This window comes from Solidesulfovibrio aerotolerans (assembly GCF_009856865.1).
GTDB classification, from domain to species: Bacteria; Desulfobacterota; Desulfovibrionia; order Desulfovibrionales; family Desulfovibrionaceae; genus Solidesulfovibrio; species Solidesulfovibrio aerotolerans.
In genome coordinates, this window is record NZ_WVUD01000031.1 from 26,397 (window position 1) to 44,503 (window position 18,107).

General features: G+C 65.2%; 16 protein-coding genes. 2 read left to right on the forward strand and 14 right to left on the reverse strand.

Translation table 11 applies throughout. The features are described 5' to 3' along the window. Positions 1-124: 124 nt before the first annotated feature. Together rseP and tsaB are read left to right on the forward strand one after the other, a co-directional pair. A complete protein-coding gene (gene rseP / locus GTA51_RS14835; protein WP_160962404.1) occupies positions 125-1,204 on the forward strand; it encodes an RIP metalloprotease RseP in 1,080 nt (359 codons plus the stop codon). Then, positions 1,197-1,979: a tRNA (adenosine(37)-N6)-threonylcarbamoyltransferase complex dimerization subunit type 1 TsaB gene (tsaB, locus tag GTA51_RS14840; protein ID WP_160962406.1), complete on the forward strand. Its 783-nt coding sequence runs from the start codon at positions 1,197-1,199 to the stop codon at positions 1,977-1,979. Before rseP ends, tsaB begins: the two co-directional genes overlap by 8 nt. A 344-nt stretch (positions 1,980-2,323) precedes the next feature. On the opposite strand, the gene GTA51_RS14845 is transcribed toward tsaB, so the two are convergent. The 14 genes from GTA51_RS14845 to GTA51_RS14910 form a co-directional block, all read right to left on the reverse strand. After that, positions 2,324-3,022 (reverse strand): hypothetical protein, encoded by a 699-nt coding sequence (locus GTA51_RS14845; RefSeq protein WP_160962408.1) that lies wholly within the window; start codon positions 3,020-3,022, stop codon positions 2,324-2,326. 31 nt (positions 3,023-3,053) lie between these two features. Further along, positions 3,054-3,389 (reverse strand): hypothetical protein, encoded by a 336-nt coding sequence (locus GTA51_RS14850; protein WP_160962410.1) that lies wholly within the window; start codon positions 3,387-3,389, stop codon positions 3,054-3,056. Positions 3,390-3,598: 209 nt separating this feature from the next. Continuing rightward, positions 3,599-4,837 (reverse strand): glycosyltransferase family protein, encoded by a 1,239-nt coding sequence (locus tag GTA51_RS14855; RefSeq protein ID WP_160962412.1) that lies wholly within the window; start codon positions 4,835-4,837, stop codon positions 3,599-3,601. A 177-nt stretch (positions 4,838-5,014) separates the two neighbouring features. Continuing rightward, positions 5,015-5,827: a flagellar export chaperone FliS gene (gene fliS, locus GTA51_RS14860; protein WP_160962414.1), complete on the reverse strand. Its 813-nt coding sequence runs from the start codon at positions 5,825-5,827 to the stop codon at positions 5,015-5,017. Positions 5,828-5,917: 90 nt separating this feature from the next. After that, entirely contained in the window at positions 5,918-7,612 is a 1,695-nt protein-coding gene (gene fliD / locus GTA51_RS14865; RefSeq protein WP_160962416.1) for a flagellar filament capping protein FliD, read from the reverse strand. A 118-nt stretch (positions 7,613-7,730) separates the two neighbouring features. Continuing rightward, the gene (locus tag GTA51_RS14870) at positions 7,731-8,624 is read right to left on the reverse strand and encodes a flagellin N-terminal helical domain-containing protein (protein WP_160962418.1); all 894 of its coding nucleotides are present in this window, start codon (positions 8,622-8,624) and stop codon (positions 7,731-7,733) included. 274 nt (positions 8,625-8,898) lie between these two features. Beyond that, entirely contained in the window at positions 8,899-10,032 is a 1,134-nt protein-coding gene (locus GTA51_RS21425) for an SPOR domain-containing protein (protein WP_160962420.1), read from the reverse strand. Between the two features lie 30 nt (positions 10,033-10,062). Then, positions 10,063-11,430: a tetratricopeptide repeat protein gene (locus GTA51_RS14880; RefSeq protein WP_160962422.1), complete on the reverse strand. Its 1,368-nt coding sequence runs from the start codon at positions 11,428-11,430 to the stop codon at positions 10,063-10,065. A gap of 20 nt (positions 11,431-11,450) precedes the next feature. Beyond that, positions 11,451-12,668: an HD domain-containing phosphohydrolase gene (locus GTA51_RS14885; RefSeq protein WP_160962424.1), complete on the reverse strand. Its 1,218-nt coding sequence runs from the start codon at positions 12,666-12,668 to the stop codon at positions 11,451-11,453. Between the two features lie 30 nt (positions 12,669-12,698). Beyond that, positions 12,699-14,342: a PAS domain-containing protein gene (locus GTA51_RS14890; protein WP_160962426.1), complete on the reverse strand. Its 1,644-nt coding sequence runs from the start codon at positions 14,340-14,342 to the stop codon at positions 12,699-12,701. After that, positions 14,339-15,139: a cyclic di-GMP-binding domain-containing protein, MshE-related gene (locus GTA51_RS14895; RefSeq protein ID WP_160962428.1), complete on the reverse strand. Its 801-nt coding sequence runs from the start codon at positions 15,137-15,139 to the stop codon at positions 14,339-14,341. Before GTA51_RS14895 ends, GTA51_RS14890 begins: the two co-directional genes overlap by 4 nt. Positions 15,140-15,147: 8 nt before the next feature. Then, positions 15,148-15,987 (reverse strand): tetratricopeptide repeat protein, encoded by an 840-nt coding sequence (locus tag GTA51_RS14900; RefSeq protein WP_160962430.1) that lies wholly within the window; start codon positions 15,985-15,987, stop codon positions 15,148-15,150. A gap of 89 nt (positions 15,988-16,076) precedes the next feature. Then, positions 16,077-17,276, reverse strand: coding sequence for an HD domain-containing phosphohydrolase (locus GTA51_RS14905; RefSeq protein WP_160962432.1), 1,200 nt, complete (start codon positions 17,274-17,276; stop codon positions 16,077-16,079). A gap of 65 nt (positions 17,277-17,341) precedes the next feature. Next, the gene (locus GTA51_RS14910; RefSeq protein ID WP_246198159.1) at positions 17,342-17,905 is read right to left on the reverse strand and encodes a hypothetical protein; all 564 of its coding nucleotides are present in this window, start codon (positions 17,903-17,905) and stop codon (positions 17,342-17,344) included. Positions 17,906-18,107 lie beyond the last annotated feature (202 nt).

Consider the following 18,107-nt stretch of genomic DNA (forward strand, 5'->3'; position numbering starts at 1 on the left):
TGCTTTTTCGCCGTTGCCGCTTATTTACGCATAACGACAGGCCTTGCCGCGGATTTCCCGACCGCTCGGCCGTCGTCGAAACACCACGCCCGGACCTCCCGTCCCCCGGCGTTTGCGAGTGCCCATGATCGAAAGTATCCTTGCCGTGGCTCTGGTCCTTGGGGGCCTCATCTTTTTCCACGAACTGGGACATTTTATCGCTGCCCGGGCCTTTGGCATGGGCGTCACCACGTTCTCTCTGGGATTCGGGCCGAAACTCCTCGGTTTCACGCGCGGCAAGACCCGCTACATCCTCTCGGCCATTCCCCTGGGCGGCTATGTTCAGCTCGTGGCCCAGGACCCCGACGATGTCGCCCCGGACGATTTCCCGCCCGAAACGCATTTCCGCCTGCGCCCGGCCTGGCAGCGGATGATCGTCGTGGCCGCCGGCCCGCTTTTTAACTTCTTTCTGGCCTGGCTGCTCTTCTGGGGCCTGCTGGCCGCCGAGGGCCGCTTCGAAATGCTGCCTGTCGTCGGACAGGTGCAGGCCGACAGCCCGGCCGCCGTGGCCGGTCTGGCTCCCGGCGATACGGTCCTGACCATCGACGGCGCGCCCGTGCCCAACTGGGACACGCTGGCCACGGCCATCCGCGGCAGCAACGGCAAGGCCGTCACCCTGACCGTCAACCGCGACGGTAAGGACGCCGTCTTCACGCTCACGCCCACGCTGCGCACGGTTAAAAACCTGTTTGGCGAAGAGGAAAGCGTCCCGCTGGTCGGCATCGTGGCCTCGGGCAAAACCCGGACCGTGCCCCTTGGCCCGGGTTCGGCCGCTTCCGAGGCCGTCAAACAGACCTGGAACGTTGTTGTCGTCACCTACACGGGACTTTTAAAGCTCATCGAGCGCGTGGTGCCCCTGGACAGCATCGGCGGTCCCATCATGATCGCCCAGATGGTCAGCAAACAGGCCGGCGAGGGCCTGGGCAACGTTGTCGCCCTGGCCGCGCTCATAAGCGTCAACCTCGGCGTGCTCAATCTCCTGCCCATCCCGGTCCTCGACGGCGGCCATCTGCTCTTTTACGCCCTGGAAATCATCATGCGAAAGCCCGTCAGCCCGCGCATGCGCCAGCTGAGCACCAAGATCGGACTGGCCTTTCTCCTGGGGCTTATGATCCTGGCCACGGTCAACGACATCCGGCGGCAATTGAGCGTCTTAAATGGTTGATGCCGGCTCCCCGCCCGGTGCCGGGCCGCTGCTCGTCATTGACGGGGTGACCCCGCAACTCGGCATCACCCTCGGCCGGCCCGGCGAAGCCTTCCTGCATCGCCGGGCCGCCACCTCGGGCAGCAGCGCCGAAACGCTGGTGCCGCGCATCGCCGACATGCTGGCCGAAGCCGGCGTCGCCCCCGCCGCACTCGGCGGCATCGCCTGCGTGCGCGGTCCCGGCAGCTTCACCGGCATCCGCGTGGCCCTGGCCACCGTCCTTGGCCTGTCGCGCGGCTGCGGCGTGCCCATGGCCGGCCTGGACTACCTGCCACTTTTGGCCGCAACCGCCGCCCGCCAGGCCACCGGCGTCGTCGTGGCCATCACCTACGCCCGCACCGGGCAGGTCTATCTGCAAACGTTTCTCGCCGACGGCGAACCGCTGCCCATGGGACCGCCCGTGGCCCTGACCGTGGCCGCTGCCGCCGTGGCCGTGGCTGATGCCGCCGCTGTCGGCCCGCTGTGGCTGGTGGGCGAAGGAGCCCAGCGCTCCCGGGATGCCTTCCTGGCCGCCGCCTCCCTGGCCACCATCCTCGGTCCCGAAACCCACGATCCCGCTCCCGAAATCCTCCTGGCTGCCGCCGCCCGCGCCCGCTACAGCCACACACCCATCGAACCGCTGTATCTGCGACCCTGCGACGCCGAAGAAAACCTCGCCGCCTTCGCCGCCCTGCGCGGCCTAAGTCCCTCGGAAGCCGAAGCCCGCGTCCGCGACGCTACCAGCACGCTGGCGTGACTGGGGCTTTGCCCCAGACCCCGCCGGGACGCTGTCCCGGACCCTACCAGGGCTTTGCCCTGGACCCACCGGGGGGATGATCCCCCCGGACCCCCCGGCGGGGTGGGTGGGAATAGGGGGAGCGGTTGGGGGATAATTTGTTGCGTGGACGAACGAAAATGGGGGTCGCAATTGGGGGTGCTGGCTCCGCCGGGCTTTGACGGCGGAGCCAGCACCCCCAATTGCGACCCCCAAGTCGCCAGCGGCCCTCGGGGTTTTGCGCAATCAAAGCCTTGCGCGAAACCCCGAGGGCCGCATTTCGTTGGAGCCAGATCCGTTATGAAGCCAAGGCGTCGCCCCGTTGGTTATGAGCCTGCCGGCGCAGGGGCCGGCGGTGCCGGGTTGGGGCCGGCCGGGGGCGGGGCTTTGTAGCCGTAGTTCCAGTTGGTGATGGGGCCGCCCATATCCATGGCCAGGGTGGCGGTGACGGCCGAGACGGGTTCGGGGGGCATGCGGTTTTTCTTGGAAAAGATGATGTAATCTTCCGTGAGTCCGGTTTCCATCATGCCGGAGTGGGCCATGGACCAGAGGCGTTCGCCGCTGCGGGCGTCGATGACGTCGAAAGTGAACGACACGCCGGTATCGCCCCGGGTGCCGCCGGACATGACGTAGGTGATTTTGCCGACCACCACGACATCGATGCCCATTTTCCGGGCCAGGGCCACGGCTTGGGGGGTGGAGGCGGTTTTGAGGTTGGCTTCGTAGAGGAGTTTGGGGAAAACGCGGTCCCGGGTCCAGGTCTGCCAGACGACGCGGGTGAGTTGCTCGCCGAGATCCTGGGCGTAGGGGATGTCCTGGGTGACCTGGAAGGGCACGATGAGCGCCGAAACAGGCACGGGCGGCGCTTTCATGGGTTCGACGTAGACTTCTGGATTGTTGCGTTTGGTCCAGGCATCGACATAGACGGCGGTCTTGTCGCTCATTTTCGGTTGCACGGCGCAGCCGACGAGAACCAGGGCGGCAACGAGGGCGGCCAGAAGGCCGGATTGTGTGGCAAGACGCATGGAAACCTCCAGCCTGGGCGCGGGTGGCCCGTTATTGGCGCGTGGTGGTGACCACGGGCGCTTCGGAGAGGGTCTTGAGCAGTTGCCTGCGGGAACTCAGCAGGCTTTCACGCAGTTCCTGGCGTTTTTTTGGCGTGAGCAGGCGGAATTCCGGCCGTGCGGTCATTTCCTGCAGATCAAGCATCTCCTGGCGGATATGCCGGATCTTGAGCAGAAAGGCTTGTTCCTCCGGGCGTATCTTGGCGGCCACTGCGGCCATCTCAGCCAATTCGCCGGCCATGGCCCGGAAGGTCTCGGGATGCAACTCCCGGGCCTTTTGTCGCCAATCCGCCACGGCGCGCCATTTCGCCCGTATCCACATCCACATGGACCACCCCGTTGTCGCTGTTATGGCCCGTGCCGGTGGGTAAGCCGGTCGGCCAAGCCGTCCTTTAACACATTTGCACTGTGGCGCTTCATCCCCGCCGCGTCAAGGGTGGGGGCGGCAACCGGGCCGGAGAATGCCTCTGGGCCGGTTGGTTGCGGTCGTGAGGCTGGCCCGGCTCAGGCCGCGGTCGGTTGGCGCGCTAGGCCGCGTCACTCGGCCGGCCCCGGCAAGAGCAGCAGTCTGCCCTGGCTGGCTGGCGGGGCCAGGGCCGTGAAAAATTCCAGGGGCAGGGTGGGATAGTCGGCGCTCAGGCAATGGGAGGCCGCCCCGGGCAGGCGGCTAAACGCCGCCAGTTTCTCCGACACGGCGGCCGGATCGGCCACCAGCCGGTTGCGGTGCAGGATGGGGGCGTTAAGGGCCAGCCCGGTGCTGCCGGTGGTGCCTTCCAGGCGTTCGTGCAGGGCGCGCACATACCGCAGGCTGCCCGGGGGGCCGGTGCGATACAGGCGCAGTTGCCAGTCCGGCCACAAACCATGGCCCACTTTGGCCCGGGTCTGGTCCGGGTACAGGGTCAGCCGTGGAAAATAGGCTGCGCCAAGACCGGGGGTGGCCATGAGGCGGGCGAGGCTGGCGGCAAAGCCCGGTCCGGGGCGTTCGTCGGGGTCCAGGGAGAGCACCCAGCCGGGCGGACAGGCCGCCAGCATGACGTTGCGTTGGGCCGCAAAATCGTTGCCCAGGGGCCGGGCCAGATGGCGCACCGGCACCCCGAGGGCCTGGGCCTGTCCGGCGGTGTCGGGAACGGCTGCGGCGTCCCAGACAATGACCGCCTGTCCGGCCAGGCCGCGAACGGCTGTGAAGAAAGCGTCGAGCTGGGGTTCGTCCGGTCGGGCGAGCAAGGCCAGGGTCAGCCCCGCTGGCGGCAACGGTGCGTCCGGCCGTTCCGGGAGGGGGGCCAGGCGGCTGGCGGTCAGCAAACGGCGCACGAAGGCCAGCCCCGGTTTCTCCCCGGGGTCACCCGGTTCGGGATTGACCGTCACCAGGGCGTTTTGGGAAGAAAAGCCCAGGGAAAAGAGCAGTTGGCAGACGGCCTGGGGTGACGTGTCGGCCAACAGCCGGCAGGGACTGTCCGGGCCAAACCAGGGTAGCCGCCCGGCGGCAAGGAGGCTGCGGGCAGACTCAGGTGCCAGCGAAACGACGGTCAGCGGCATGCCCGCCGGCTGGCGGGCGGCCAGTGCGGCGGCCAGATCACCGCTGCCAAGGCCAAGCAGGATGATCTCGCAACGGCCGGTGCCGGCTCGCAGGATGCGTCCGACCCGGGCCTGGGTCTGCTGCGGCGTCGGGGCACAGGTTGGTGGCGGGCTGTCAGGGCGGCCGAGTCGCCAGGACAGCACCTCGGCGGTATAGGCGAAAAAGGGGTGGACCGGCGGGCCGGACACGGAGGCAACCATGGCTGTTGGTACCTCGGGTGGCCCGTCGGAACAAGGGGCCGGATCGTGACAGTCGGTTCCGGGCTCCGGGAGTCCCGTATCGAGCCGGCAAATACCGGGCCGGCAGCTTCGCGACGCACGCAACGCAAGGCGCCGCTATTTTGAAAACAGATGCAGCCAAGGCCGCACGATTGCACCCTACCCGTTGGGGCGGCTGGCACCGTAGGCGGCCATGACCCGGCGCACCGGGGAAACAGTGGGACGCGACGCCTGGGCGGCTTCCAGCGACAACGCTTCGTCCGGCTCGTCGGCAAGTTCTGCAATCTGCGGCGGTATGGCCGAGGCAACCGGCAGTTCCTGCCGGGCGGCGGGGGCCTGGGCGGTCAGATCGGCTGCTGGGGCTGCGGCGATGACCGGCGCGGCCGCTGGCTGGGCTGTGGGCATGGCCGCCGGTCGGGTTGTGGGCGTGGCGGCCGGTCGGGTTGTGGGCGCGGCAGCATAGCGGCCGGCCACCGTCTGGGGGGCCAGACCGCCAATGGGCATCGTGGCTGTCGAGCCGCCCACATGGCTGAGGCCCAGGGCGGCACTCGCGGAGACGCCGGTCCGGGTGGCCTGGGTGGCTGTTGTGGGCACGGCTTTGGTGGTCACCAGGGTGTTGGCTTCGCTAAACGCCTCGCGCAGGCCCGACAGGATGCCGACCACTTCGTCGATCTTGGTAATATCCATCTTGAGGTTGGCGGTCAGCAGACGTGAACTGCAGAAAAAATAGAGCTTTTGCAGGCGGTCAGCCAGTTCGCCACCCTTGTTGATATTGAGCGAGCCCTGAAGTTCAGCAAGAATATCCAAGGCCTTGGAGATGAGGATGCCCTTTTGGGCGTAGTTTTTCTCGACGATTTTTTCCTTGGCCTGATGCAGATATTTGAGCGCCGCATCGAACAGCATGATGACAAGATCGCCCTGGGTGGTGGTGCTGACCTGGGTCTGGATATAGTTCTTGACAGCGCTTTGCATGTCGCTCTCCCTTTTGGAGCTCTTATCGGACGAACTGGAAAAACTTGAGGAGGGCTGAGCAACTTTGAGCTCAAATCGGACGATAATGGATTAATCGTCGTTGAGTTTGGCGATGGCCGAAGTCAGCTGGGTTTGCATATTGTTGTAGGTGCCGAGCAGGGCATCGGTCTTGGCAAACCGCTTGCGCAAGCTTGAGGCATAGTTGTTAATGCGGCGTTCTTCAAAAGCAATTTTCTTGTCGATCATGGCCGTGATGTCGTCGTAATTATTGTCCAGGATGTGCAGGGGGCCGTCGGTTTCGTCGGTGAGCTCGCCGAGCAGATCGTTTAACTGGCCGGCCTTGCCCTGCTTGAGCGACACCTGCCCGGTGTGGACGCCGGCAGAGGTGTCGATGGCCCGGATGACCAGACCGGCTTCCGGGTAGCCGTACTTGCCGGTGATCGTGTTGGAATTGCTATTAAAAGCTGTAGGATTGCCATTAATTGTGGCCGCTGTGATCTTGCCGCTGGCATCGGTGGTGTAGGACAGTTCGTAGGTGCCAAAGCCGGTGGTGCCACTGATGTAGGAACCAATGGAAAAATCCGAAGAACTGGTGCGCCCGGTGTACCGCGCGGCGAAAAGCTGACCCACGGCGTCGGCATTGGAGGTCAGCCTGGCATCTAAAATGGTGTCATCGATGACGAGCAGCCCTTGCGTTTCGGAACCTTCTTCGGCGTCGGTGAGGATGCCGATCTGGGACAAGGTGGCATACTTGTCTGCGTCGTAATCAAAGCCCAGGCCGATTTCAGCCACAGCACTTTTGAGGTTGGAGCCGATGAGCTGTATGCCGTAGTTGCCGGTCAGGATGGACGCCTGCTTGGTGCTGCTGTCAACGTTGGTGATCTCTTTGATTGTCGTGCGCACGGCGTTCATTTGCTCGACAAAAGTGCTGATATGTTCCTTGATGGTCTCGGTATCGGTGGCCGTGGTGGTGGTGACTGTGCCGGCGCTCTTGAGATTGAGAGTAATGCCCGCGAGGAGATCCGTAATGCTGTTGGTCTCCCGGGTTATATAGGCGTTAGAGGCTGTCGGCCAACCGTCCAGCTTGAGCTGGGCGCTTTGATTGGTGGAAATAGTGCTGAAATTGGCGGCGCTGAAACCCGACAGTGTGGTGGCTGTGTCGTCGATGACCAGACTGGCGCTGTCGCCGGTGTCCAGGCCGCGCAGTTGCAGGTAGTAGTTGGTTCCATCGGAGGTCACACTGGCCTTGACGCCGGGATTATTGGCATCGTTGTTGATGAGGCTGGCCAGGTCGGTCAGCGTACCGTTGGCACCGATGCTGTTGGAGTAGGTGGTGCCCTTGTAGGTATAGGCGAAGGTCTGGCTGCTGCCGGACGAATTGATGGCTGTGGTGGCGCTGGCATAGCCGGTGGTGGTGACCATGGCTTTGGACGTGGCCAGGCGGTTGACTTCGATCACGTGGGAGCCGTTTTCGGCTCCGGCGGTGGCAGTGGCCGTCAACACGGAGGAATCGGTGGTGTCCGTGGTCTTGGCCATGAACTCGTCCATGGTGTCCATGCCGCTCAAGGTCGTCTTAAGCGAGAGCATCTGCGTATTAAGCGTCTGAAAGGCGGTTTGCTTGGTGGTCCAGGATTTCTTCCAGGTTTGCAGGGAGGTTATGCGGGACTGTTCGACCTGGACGAGCTTTGTAATCAACGAGTCGAAATCGGTGCCGTTGCCCAGGCCCGTATAGGTGATCTGCCCGGAGGTGGAAGCCGGGGTGTAACTGCTGATGGTGCTCGTCATAATGCTCCCCTGGCGGAAAAAAATTCCTGGTGCCAGAACCTGTCCGCTTCAGAGCAAGGGGAATGCCAATGCAAGGTCGGACCGCTTTTGAAGCGGTCCGACCGGAGTATGCGACGCGTTAACCCTGGATCAGCTGCATGGCCATTCTGGGCATGGAGTTGGCCTGGGAGAGCATGGCCACAGCCGACTGGGTGAGAATCTGGTTACGCACGAACTGGGTCATTTCCGTGGCCACATCGACGTCGGAGATCTGCGATTCGGCCGCCTGCAGGTTTTCGCTCTGGACCTGCAGGTTGGAGATGGTGTTCTCCAGCCGGTTTTGCAGGGCACCGAGGTTGGCCCGGATCTTATCCTTGGACACAATGGCGGTCTTTAAGGCGTCCAGGGCCTTCTGGGCCAGTTCCTGGGTGGAAATGCTCTTGCCGGCGGCACCGGCGGCGGCACCGACGCCGACACCCAGAGCCGAGGCCGTGGAAGTGCCGATCTGGACGTAGTAGTAGTCCTCGGACGAACTGTTGCCGGAACCAAAGTGGACCTTGAGCTTGCCGGAGGAGTTGATGCCGGCACCGCTATGCGTGTCACCTGACAGGTTGCCGTTGAGCAGATAGATGCCGTTGAAGTCGGTGGCGTTGGCGATTCGGGTGATTTCCGAAGCCATGGCCTGGTATTCGGAATCGATGATCAGACGCTGATCCGAGGTGTAGGTACCGGTGGAAGCCTGTTCGGCCAGTTCCTTCATGCGGATGAGCTTTTCATCGACGACCTGGAGCGCGCCGTCCGCCGTCTGAATCATGGAGATGGCGTCGTTGGCGTTGCGCACTCCCTGGTTGATGGAGGAAATGTCAGCCCGCATCAATTCACGAATGGCCAGACCGGCGGCGTCGTCGGCGGCGGTGTTGATGCGCAGGCCCGAAGACAAACGCTGGGTCGACACGGACAGGGCGCTATACGAGTTGTTCAGATTGCGGGCCGCGGTAGCGGCCATCATATTGTGGTTGATAACGAGCGACATGGTTGTTTCCTCCGTGAATGCTGCGGGCGTCCTTGCCCTTTGATAATTCGGTCCCGGTCGTGGGCCCTCGAGTACGGTTCCGAATTGTGCCTCTTTGATTTCATATCGACTCCGCCCAAGCCGTTCTTTAGCCTCCCCCGTGGGGCGGCAGGCAAAAAAACGCCGCCGGGGCAAGACGGCAGGCGTGCGGTGCATCAGAGGCAACGGGGAAGGAGGGGCGGGGGGGCGTCCTGGGGGCGCCGCCAGACCGAAGGGGTGTCGGGGCTTTTTGCGGCTACCGGCAGCGCAGCCGGGCAACTTCGGCCGCGTCAACGGCATAGAGGAGGGGGGACAGGCCCAGGATGGCCGTCACGGCCGCCCGGGCCTCCCCGGCCGCCCGTTTGTCGCCGAACCGGCCGGCCAGCACCCGATAGCGCCGTTTGCCCGCAGTTTCGGTGACAGCCACGCAGGCCGGCATACCCCGGGCGCGCAGCTTGGCGGCCTGGACAGCGGCGTTGTCGGCGTCGGTGAAAAGGCCCGTTTGCAGGGCCACGTACCCGGCCGGGGCAGCCGCTTTGGCTGTGGTTTGGGCGACGGTTTGGCCTGTGCCCGTGGCTGCGGGCTTGGCCGGGGCCGGGGCGGGCGCTTTGGCCGGGGGCGGGTCGGCAGGCTTGGCCTTGGCCGCAGCGGCCGGTTGGGTCTTGGCCGGGGCGACCTGGGGCATGGCAGCGGCCGGGGGCGAAAGGGGTGCCTCGGCTCTGCGGGCAGCCGAGGCCGGCGACCCGGCGGCCGGGGCGGACGCAATGGCGGCAGCCTCCGGTGCCGCAACGGTTGGGGCCGTTGCCTCGCCAACCAGGGGCGGTGGCAAGGGCGTTACGGTCTGGACCGTCACCGGGGTCGTCTTCGGGGCCGGCAGCGGCGGCCCGGCGGCCGCTGGCAGAGCCGACCCCGCCAATCCCGCCGCTTCCGGCTCGCCCACCGGGGCTGGCGCGTCAAAACGGGCCGTTACCGGCCCGGCCCCGTCTGCCGTCAGGGTCAGGCTCCAGGGGCCGGCGGCCACCGGCTGGCCAGGGGCAAAGCCGTAGACCGCCGCAGCTGCCTCGCCCCGGCGCACCGGCACGAACCAGTGGTCGTCCACCGGCGCGCCGCCAGGCCCGGGCCGGGTCAGCCGGACGGTCACCACGACCGCTGCCCCGGCCGGCTCCCCGGTCAGGGTGAAACGGCAGCCCAGTCCCTTGTCGCCGGGCAACAGCGTCCCGCCCGGGCGCACGGCTTTGCCCCCGGGCCAGGGGTCGCCCAGACCCGGTTGGCGCAGCAAGGCCCCGCAGGCGTTAAAAACCAGCGTTGCGTCCCCGGCGGCCAGGGCCGGGCGACCGGCCCCGGGCCACAGCAGGGCCGCTGCCAGACACAGCGGGACAAGGCGTTGCACGAAAGGGAAAAGGGCCGGCATGGGTACGGGCTATTGGGCCAGAGAGCCAAGCAGGCGGCGGGCCGGTTCGTAGCCGGGGTCCAGCTCCAGGGAGAGCTGGCAAAATTGGCGGGCGGCCTCCAGGTTGCGGCAGCGGTGGTAGGCGGTGGCCATATTGTAGCCCACGGTCGGCCCCTGCCGGATCAGGTCCGGGGCCAGGGCCAGGGCGGCTTCGAAATGGTCCAGGGCTGTGGCATAGTCCTTGCCCTCGGCATGGGCCACGCCGAGGTTGTAGCGCACGCCGGCGTCGTCCGGGGCCACGGCCAGGGCTTTGCGGTAGTTTTCCGCCGCCTCCTGCCAGTTGCCTTGCCGACGCAGCAGGATACCGCGATTGTTAAACATCCAGAGGTCTGCGCGGGTTATGGCCTCGCCCTTGGCGGCAATGGCCTCGGTGACGAAGCGCAGGGCCATCTCCGGGTCGCGCTCGCCGATCTTGCGGGCCATGTCCATGAGCGATTCGCTGACCATATCCACCGCCACCTTGCCCACCACCCGCCGGGCTTCCTCGAAAAAAATCTTGGCCTGCTCGGTGTCGCCCCGATCCAGATAGGCCTCGCCGATGGCCGCCTTGCGCTCGTAATTGAGCGGCGACAAAGCGTCCAGGCGGGTGAGGCAGGACAGGCGTTTTTCCGCGTTGCCGCTGGCCTCGTAGAGATCGACCAGGCGCTTGAGCGGCTCAATAAAGAGCTTCTCGGCCTTGACCGCCTCGGTGTAATGCCGCTCGGCCAGACCGTGGTCCCCCCGGCGCAAGGCCACATCGCCCAGGAGCAGATGGGCCTTTAAGCTGCCGGGCTTGAGCTCGAAAGCCTTGGTCGCCACCCGCTGGGCCTGATCCAGATCACCCTGGGCAATGAGCGCGGCCGCCCGGTCCAGCAACACCCCAAGCTGGGTGTTGGGCCGGATGGCGAAGGCAATTTTTTCGATCAGCGCATTGGCCGAAATGGGCTTGGTGATAAAGCTGTCGGCCCCGACCTCGTGGGTGAGAATCATCTCATCGCGCGAGAGTTCGGTGCTTATGACCACCAGACGCACCTTGTCGCTGTAAAATTTTTTAAGCGTTTTGACGGTTTTCAGGCATGTGGTCTTGTGCAGGCGGCGTTCGAGAAAAACGAGCAGGGGGCTGGCCAACCGCTCCACGGTCTTGGCGGCCAGGGTGGCAACCTCGTCGAAGTCGGCGGTTTCGCGCAGGACGGTTTTGACGTCGATGCGCAGGGTGCTCAGGGCATATTTGAGCTGGCGGGTAAAACTTTCGTCGTCGGAACACACGACGACCAGCCCCGTTTCCGCGAAATACTCGGCCACGATGCGTTCGTAGTTTTTGGTGGCCTGTTCGGCTTTGATCCGCTGGACAGTGGACATGGGCAGGGCAATCCTTGGGATCAGGCCGACGGGGCGGCGTTTTTGACCAGACGCAACAGGGCCAGCAAGTCGGGGTCGGCCAGACTCGACGATGCCGCCTCGTCTGCCGGTGGGGTCGCCACCCGGCAGGACGCTTGCGGGACGGCTTCGGCCAGCCGGGTCAGGAGGACGGCGTCAACCATCTGCCCGGCCGTGGCGGCGCAGGTTCCGTCCGGCAAGGGGATATCTTCTTCCAGGACCATGCCCGGGGTCAACGCCGAAACCGGAACCACCGCCCGGCAGGAGCCCTCCCGCTCGCCGGCCAGCAGCCCCACCAGCTCCAGCACCCGGGGATCGTAGAGTCCCTCCCGGCCGGCCATGACGGCCAGGGCCTCGGTGCGGCCCGTCCCCGAAGTCAGCAGCCGGTCAAAGTCCAAAGCGGCCTTTAAAAGCCTTGCGCCCAGGGGAATGTCCGTGCCCCGGGGGCCGCTCCCGCCGCCGGTCGTGGCGGCGTAGGGCATCTCCTGGCAGCGGATGATGGCGGCGACTTCCTGGAGTTTGGGGATGTTGTCCAGCAGATCGGCGGCAATGGCCGGATGGCGGAGAAAAAGCCGGGCTTCGTCGCCGCCAAGGGTTCCGGTCTGGCGCAGCCGGGCGAACAGGGATTCGGGCATGACCAGGGCTCCGATCTGGGACAGGGACACGGCCAGGTCGATGCGCCAGGCGTCGGGGGCTTCCAGATAACGGGCCATGTCCATGACCAGCCGGCGCACCCGCAGGCCCCGGGCGTGGGCCTCGGGATTGGTCAGGGCCAGCAGATCGACGAACACCTTGATGATGCCGCGAAGCGCCCCTTTTAAAAAATCGCGTTCGGCCGTGGCCTGCTGGTAGAGTGCCGCCCCGGCGGCCAGGGCTTCGGCCAGTTCTTCCTCGGCGCAGGGCTTGGCCAGGAAGCGGAACACATGGCCGGTATTGACGGCGGCCATGGCGGCGCGCAGATCGGCGTAGCCCGTCAGCATGATGCGCACGGTGTCCGGGCAGGTCTTTTTGAGTTTGGTAAAAAATTCGTGGCCGTCAAGGCCGGGCATGCGCAGATCCGACACCACCACGGCATACGGTCCCCGTTCGGCCACCGCTTCCAGGCCGCGGATAGGGCCAAGAGCCGTGTCCACCACAAAACGGCGGCGCAGGGTGCGCCGGAAAGCCGCCAATATTTCCGGATCGTCATCGACGAAGAGTATTTTAGCCTTGCCGCCCATGGGCCTGCCACACCTGCCGTTTGCCGGGCGTTACGTCGCCTCGTGTCGTGTCTTGCCGCCGTCTTCCAGAGGAAAACGAAGAAAGAAGGTGGTCCCCTCCCCAAGCCTTGTGCTGCAATCAATGCTGCCGCCGTGCCGGGCCATGACGGCCTGGCTGATGGCCAGCCCCTGTCCGGTGCCTTTGCCCACGGCCTTGGTGGTGAAAAACGGGTCGAACATCCGGCTGCTGACCGTCTCGTCCATGCCTGGTCCGTTGTCGGACACCGTCACTTCCAGCATCCCGGGTATGAGGCGGGAGCCGACGACGATGCGTCCCCGCTGCCACGGTTCCCGGATCACGCGTTCCTCAACGGCCTGGGCGGCGTTGAGGACCACGTTTAATAAAACCTGGGACACCTCATGGGGCAGACCATACACCATGGGAAGCTCAGGGGAAAGCTCCAGGGCGACATCCGCCACATGTTTCCAGGCGTTGCGAGTGATGACGACAATATCGCGCACGCTGGCGTTGATGTCAAAAAAGAGCATTTCGCCTGTCCCCGGGTGGGACATCTGGCGCATGGCCCGCACGATGTCGGCCACCTGGCCGATGCCTTTGCGGGTGTTGGCGATGGCCGAGGGGATTTCCTGGCGCAGATAGTCCAGGTCTGCCGCTTCGGCCAACTGCGCCGCTGCGGCCTCGGCTTCGGCCATGGCGGCGGCGTCGCCGCCACGCACGGCCTGGGCCAGCCGGCCGTAGCCGTCCAGGAGGGCCAGGACGTCGGTGAAGGCTTCGTCGAGGAAGCCGGCATTGTAGCCCACGTACTGCACGGGGGTATTGATCTCGTGGGCGATGCCCGCGGCCAAGTGGCCGATGGCCTGCATACGGCGTTCGTGGACGGCTTTGAGCTCCCGGGCTTTGATTTCGGCCAGGTCCTGGCCGAGGATGAGGACGCCGACGGCCTCGCCGTCGGCAGCAGGCACGGGATTGACGGTGAGGCCGAGCAGCCGCTCGGCCTTGCCCGGCGTGCGGCAACGCACCTCGTCCAGGCGCACCGGGGCCTGGCTGCGGCGGCTTTGGGCCACGGCGTCTTGCAGCAGGTGATCGTCCCAGCCAAGGCCCACGTCAAAAAAATCCCGGCCGGTCACGGCCCCGGCGGCCAGATCAAAGGCCGCCTCGGCGCTGGCATTGAAACGGCGGATGCGGTTTTGGCCGTCCAGACTGACCAAAATGGCCCGGATGGAGGCCAAAAGCATCTCAATGTCCTGGGTGGCCAGGGCCATCTCGCGTTCGCCCCTCTCGCGTCGGGACACGTCGCGTACGATTTCGGCCACGCCGAAAATCGTTCCGGCAGCGTCGGCCAGGGGGTGGCACACGGCTTCGAGATGGCGCTGGGAACCGTCCGGGGCTGTCTCCGCCGCCCGGCGGGTGACGGAGCGTCCGGTTGCCAGGGCCTCGGCCGCAGGGCAGCGGCCGCACAGCCCGCACGAGGGGTCAAGAGCAGTCAGACAGGTTCCCGGAGCCTCGAAATCTTTGCTGGCGATCAGCCGACGCATGGCCGCGTTGGCCGCCACCACCTGGCGGTTATGGTCCAGGAAACACAGCCCTTCGTCGAGGGCGGCAAAAAAGGCCTCCAGAAACGGCAGGAGCGGATCGGCCGCAGGACAGGCGGCCTTGGTGCGGGGCTTGCTCATGCCGGGGCCTGGGCCAGCCAAAAGACCAGGAGCAGGCCACCCGTGGGGGTATGCGCCTGCACGGTCAGGCAGTCTTCGCAGCCGGCCGGGGGCAGCCCGCCACGGATGATCCGGCTCGATTCCAGGAGCAGGGCGGCGTCGCGCAGCATGTCGCCGAAATAGTGCAGCACTGTTTCGTAAAAGGCCGGCAGACTGCCCAGCCGCGCCGCCAGTGGGGTTGTGAGGCCAATGGCAGCCGAAAAACGTCGTCCGTCGAGGACTGTGCCTTCAAAGAGGGCCTTTTCGGGGTAATCGGCCGGGGTATACGCCTTGCCCAGGCTGACGATGGCCGTTTCTTCCTGGCTGGTGCGGGAAACGGCCCGGGTCAGGGCTGCAAACAGGCACTCGACCACCCGGTTTTCCGCGAAAAACTCTTGCAGATAGCGCAGGCTCACCCGCCCTTTGTCGCGCAGGGTGTAATGGCGGCCCATCAGCTCCTGGTAGCGCGCCCGGTCGATGTGGCCCAGGACAAGCAGGGCCTCGCCGAGGTAGGTGTGCTGGATTTTTTGGAAAAAGAGCAGATTGTCCAGGTTGCTTCGGGACAATTGGCGCTCGCCCACGGCAATGTCGCCAAAAAGGCGCGGGTCATCGTCCTGCCGGCCCCGGATGACATCGACCTGGTCCGGGGTGAGCATGCCCCGCTCCACGGCCACCTCGCCGATGCGGCGGTTTTGTTCGTGCTGATAGCGCAGGCCGTCGGCCAACTGCGCTTCGGTGACGGCACCCTGTTCCACCAGAAAGCGTCCGAGAAAGCTCATGCCGGTCCTCATTGGGCGGCCGGGCCGCCGGGTTCGTCGTCAAGGCGGGAGCGCTGGTACTCCTCCCCGGCCGCAGGCGCTTCCCCGGCCTTGCGTTCGATGGCCCGCAAAAGGGTCGCGGCCTCGGGAAAGCTCGGGTTTATGGCTTGGGCCATGGCCAGAAATTTCAAAGCAATGGCAAATTTGCCGCGTTCGAAATAGGTTCTGGCAATGTTGTACAGGAGGTGGTCATCGGTTTTGCTCAGTCGAAAGGCCCTGAAATAATAACGCAGGGCCAGTTCGTACATGGCGTGCTTGCGCATCTTGATGCCGAATTCGTTAAACAGGTGCTTGTGTTCCTGGCCAAAGGCCGCTTCCAGGGTGATGATGCGACGGCACACCAGCTTGGCGTTGGCCAATTCCCCCCGGTCCAGGTAGGTCAGCCCCAGCCCGAAGGTGGCCCGGATGTGTTCTTCGTCCACGCGCAGGGCGTTTTTGTATTCGAATTCGGCCGAGATGAGTTCGCCCTCGGCGCGGTGGGCGTCGCCGACATCCACGTTCTCGCGCACCCGGCGCATCATGGGCGCGACTTTGTTCATATACAGGTCGGGTTCGGGCAGGTACTCGGCGAGCAGTTGGTCCTTGGTGATGACGCGGACCTTGCCGGAGGGGACGGAATGCTTGTTAAGCGTGCGTACGGCGTAGGTGCCGTCGGCTTGCTCCTCGGCAAAAACATTGATGCTCTGCTTGACCTTGCGTTTGGTGGCCCCGAAACCGATGACAGACTGGGTCTGCGTGGAAAAGGCCCCGCGAAACGGTTCGGCGGGCTGGGGCGGAGGGGTGTTCGGGGCGGGGGGTACTGCTTGCATGGGGTCGCCGGTTTGGGGGTGTCACTTGTGCCCCGGGGGCCGGACACGCGGTTGTCAGCACGCTTCAATCTTTATTGGCGCAAAACCGTCTAGCCATCAAGCATCATGGCAAAGGCGAGCTGTTCCGGCGGCGGCGTCAGCACCCGCCAGCGTCCCTTGGTTCCCCGGTCGGCGTCGAGACGGGCCAGGCGGCGGATGGCCACGGCGTTGAGCTCGAGCCCCCGGCCCAGGGCCAGGTTGCCGCCCAGGTCGGCCACGTCCTGATCGAGGAGCATGCCGGCGGTCAGTTCTTCGGTGGGCATGAGCCTGGGCTGGTAGCCATCGGGCAGGGTGGCCAGGGATTCCAGGGCGTCCAGCACCTCGGGATCGTACCAGCCGCTGCGGTCGCGCATGCGGGCCAGGGCAGCGGCCACGGGATTGTCCGAGCGGCGCTTGCTGTCATAGTGGACCTGCAGGGTGTCGAAGTCCAGGGCCACCTTGAGAATGCGCGCGCCCATGGGAATACTCCCGCCGGCCAGGGCATCCGGGGGGAGGCCGCCGCCGTCGAAGCGTTTTTCCTGATAGGCGATGATTTCCGAGACCTCGCGCAGCCGGGGGATGTTGGCCACCAGCTCGGCCGCAATTTTGGGATGCATGGCAAATTCAAAGGCCTTGTCCCCGGGGACCGGCTCGCCCCGGTAGGCCCGGCGCAAGGTTTCGGCCGGCATGGCGGCACAGCCGATCTGGGACAGCATGGCGGCCAGTTCCACCTGCCAGGCCTCGGCCACGCCGAGATAGGCGCCGAGGTCCACGGCCAGCCGCTTGACCCGCGAGGATTTGCCGAAGGCCTCGGGGTTGACCATTTCCAGCAGGTTGGTCAGCAGTTTTATGGTGCCGCGCACGGTGCCGCGCAACAGCTCCTTCTCGGCGGCCTGGAGCTGGTATTGGCGCAGGGCGGCGGCCAGGGCCTCTTCCAGGTCTGCCTCGGGGCAGGGTTTGGTCAGAAAGCTGAAAATCTTGCTTTTATTGACAGCGGCAATGGCGACGCCGATGTCGGCAAAGCCGGTCAGGATGATGCGCACGGCCTCGGGGCGCGCTTCCCGGACCTTGCCGAGAAATTCCACCCCGTCCATGCCCGGCATGCGCAGATCCGAGACGACGACCGCCACCTCAGCCAGGGCGGCCAACCGCTCCAGGCCCACAACCGGCCCGGCCGCCGTCTCCACACGATAGCGCTTGCGCAAGGCGCGGACATAGGCGGCCAGTATTTCTTCATCATCGTCAACAAACAGGATGCAGGGCTTGTCCATTGGGGGGCCTCGGGAAGGGCTGGGGTAACCGGCCGGCCGGCAGGTCGCCTTTGTCCGAGGGTAGGTCATTTTGCGGCGCTGCTCAAGGAAGGGTTGCCACACTGCGGCCACACGATCCCGTCCCGGGCAGCCAGGACGCCGGTCGGATCGGTGGCCTCGGACACGGCTTTTTTCCCGGCCAGGCGGGCGCGCTCCACCAGCCGGCCAAAGGTGCGCCACTTTTCGGCTGCAGCCACGACGGCCATGGCCACTTCCCCGGCCGATGCGGCGGTGATGCCGATTTCATTAAAGATGTCCGGGTACTCGCCTTCGGTCGGGGTGGCGTCTTGCAGGAGCGCCCGGGCCTGTCGTTCCTTCTCCTGATAGGCGGCCATCTGGCCTGAGCCGGGGGTCAGGACGACGCTGCGCAATGCCTCGGCCCGGTCGTCAATGGCGGTGCAGGTGCCCGCTTGGGCGAGCGCCAGCCCGACCGCCGCCATCTGCTCCCCAGTCGGCCTCTCTCCCAGCACAGCCTCATCCCACCGAGCAAGATGCGGCTCTCCTCCCGGCTCGGCACAGACGAAATAAGGGCCGTCGAAGGTGTGGGGGACGCCAGTGATACGGGCCAGGATTGCGGAGAGGTCTACCATTGCACAACCTCCTGCACAGACAGATAGGGATATGGCAGCAACAACGTGTTAACTGCCGCTCCAGAATTATGTAATATCATTACTGTCCGGCTAAGAAAAGGCTTGACGCCTGAAAGCGACAACTGGTGCAAGCTCATGATGCCTTTCCACTTAGGCGATCAATTTTGAAAAAATGGCATAAATTGCCATGACATCAAGTTCA

Coding starts and splice junctions, on each gene's coding strand:
- fliD (WP_160962416.1), bottom strand. CDS start 7,612: ATGACGAGCACCATCAGCAGTTACACCCCGGCTTCCACCTCCGGGCAG.
- fliS (WP_160962414.1), bottom strand. CDS start 5,827: ATGCAAAGCGCTGTCAAGAACTATATCCAGACCCAGGTCAGCACCACC.
- rseP (WP_160962404.1), top strand. CDS start 125: ATGATCGAAAGTATCCTTGCCGTGGCTCTGGTCCTTGGGGGCCTCATC.
- GTA51_RS14885 (WP_160962424.1), bottom strand. CDS start 12,668: ATGGGCGGCAAGGCTAAAATACTCTTCGTCGATGACGATCCGGAAATA.
- GTA51_RS14895 (WP_160962428.1), bottom strand. CDS start 15,139: ATGAGCTTTCTCGGACGCTTTCTGGTGGAACAGGGTGCCGTCACCGAA.
- GTA51_RS14870 (WP_160962418.1), bottom strand. CDS start 8,624: ATGTCGCTCGTTATCAACCACAATATGATGGCCGCTACCGCGGCCCGC.
- GTA51_RS14910 (WP_246198159.1), bottom strand. CDS start 17,905: ATGGTAGACCTCTCCGCAATCCTGGCCCGTATCACTGGCGTCCCCCAC.
- GTA51_RS14880 (WP_160962422.1), bottom strand. CDS start 11,430: ATGTCCACTGTCCAGCGGATCAAAGCCGAACAGGCCACCAAAAACTAC.
- GTA51_RS14845 (WP_160962408.1), bottom strand. CDS start 3,022: ATGCGTCTTGCCACACAATCCGGCCTTCTGGCCGCCCTCGTTGCCGCC.
- GTA51_RS14890 (WP_160962426.1), bottom strand. CDS start 14,342: ATGAGCAAGCCCCGCACCAAGGCCGCCTGTCCTGCGGCCGATCCGCTC.
- GTA51_RS14905 (WP_160962432.1), bottom strand. CDS start 17,276: ATGGACAAGCCCTGCATCCTGTTTGTTGACGATGATGAAGAAATACTG.
- GTA51_RS14900 (WP_160962430.1), bottom strand. CDS start 15,987: ATGCAAGCAGTACCCCCCGCCCCGAACACCCCTCCGCCCCAGCCCGCC.
- GTA51_RS14850 (WP_160962410.1), bottom strand. CDS start 3,389: ATGTGGATGTGGATACGGGCGAAATGGCGCGCCGTGGCGGATTGGCGA.
- GTA51_RS14855 (WP_160962412.1), bottom strand. CDS start 4,837: ATGGTTGCCTCCGTGTCCGGCCCGCCGGTCCACCCCTTTTTCGCCTAT.
- tsaB (WP_160962406.1), top strand. CDS start 1,197: ATGGTTGATGCCGGCTCCCCGCCCGGTGCCGGGCCGCTGCTCGTCATT.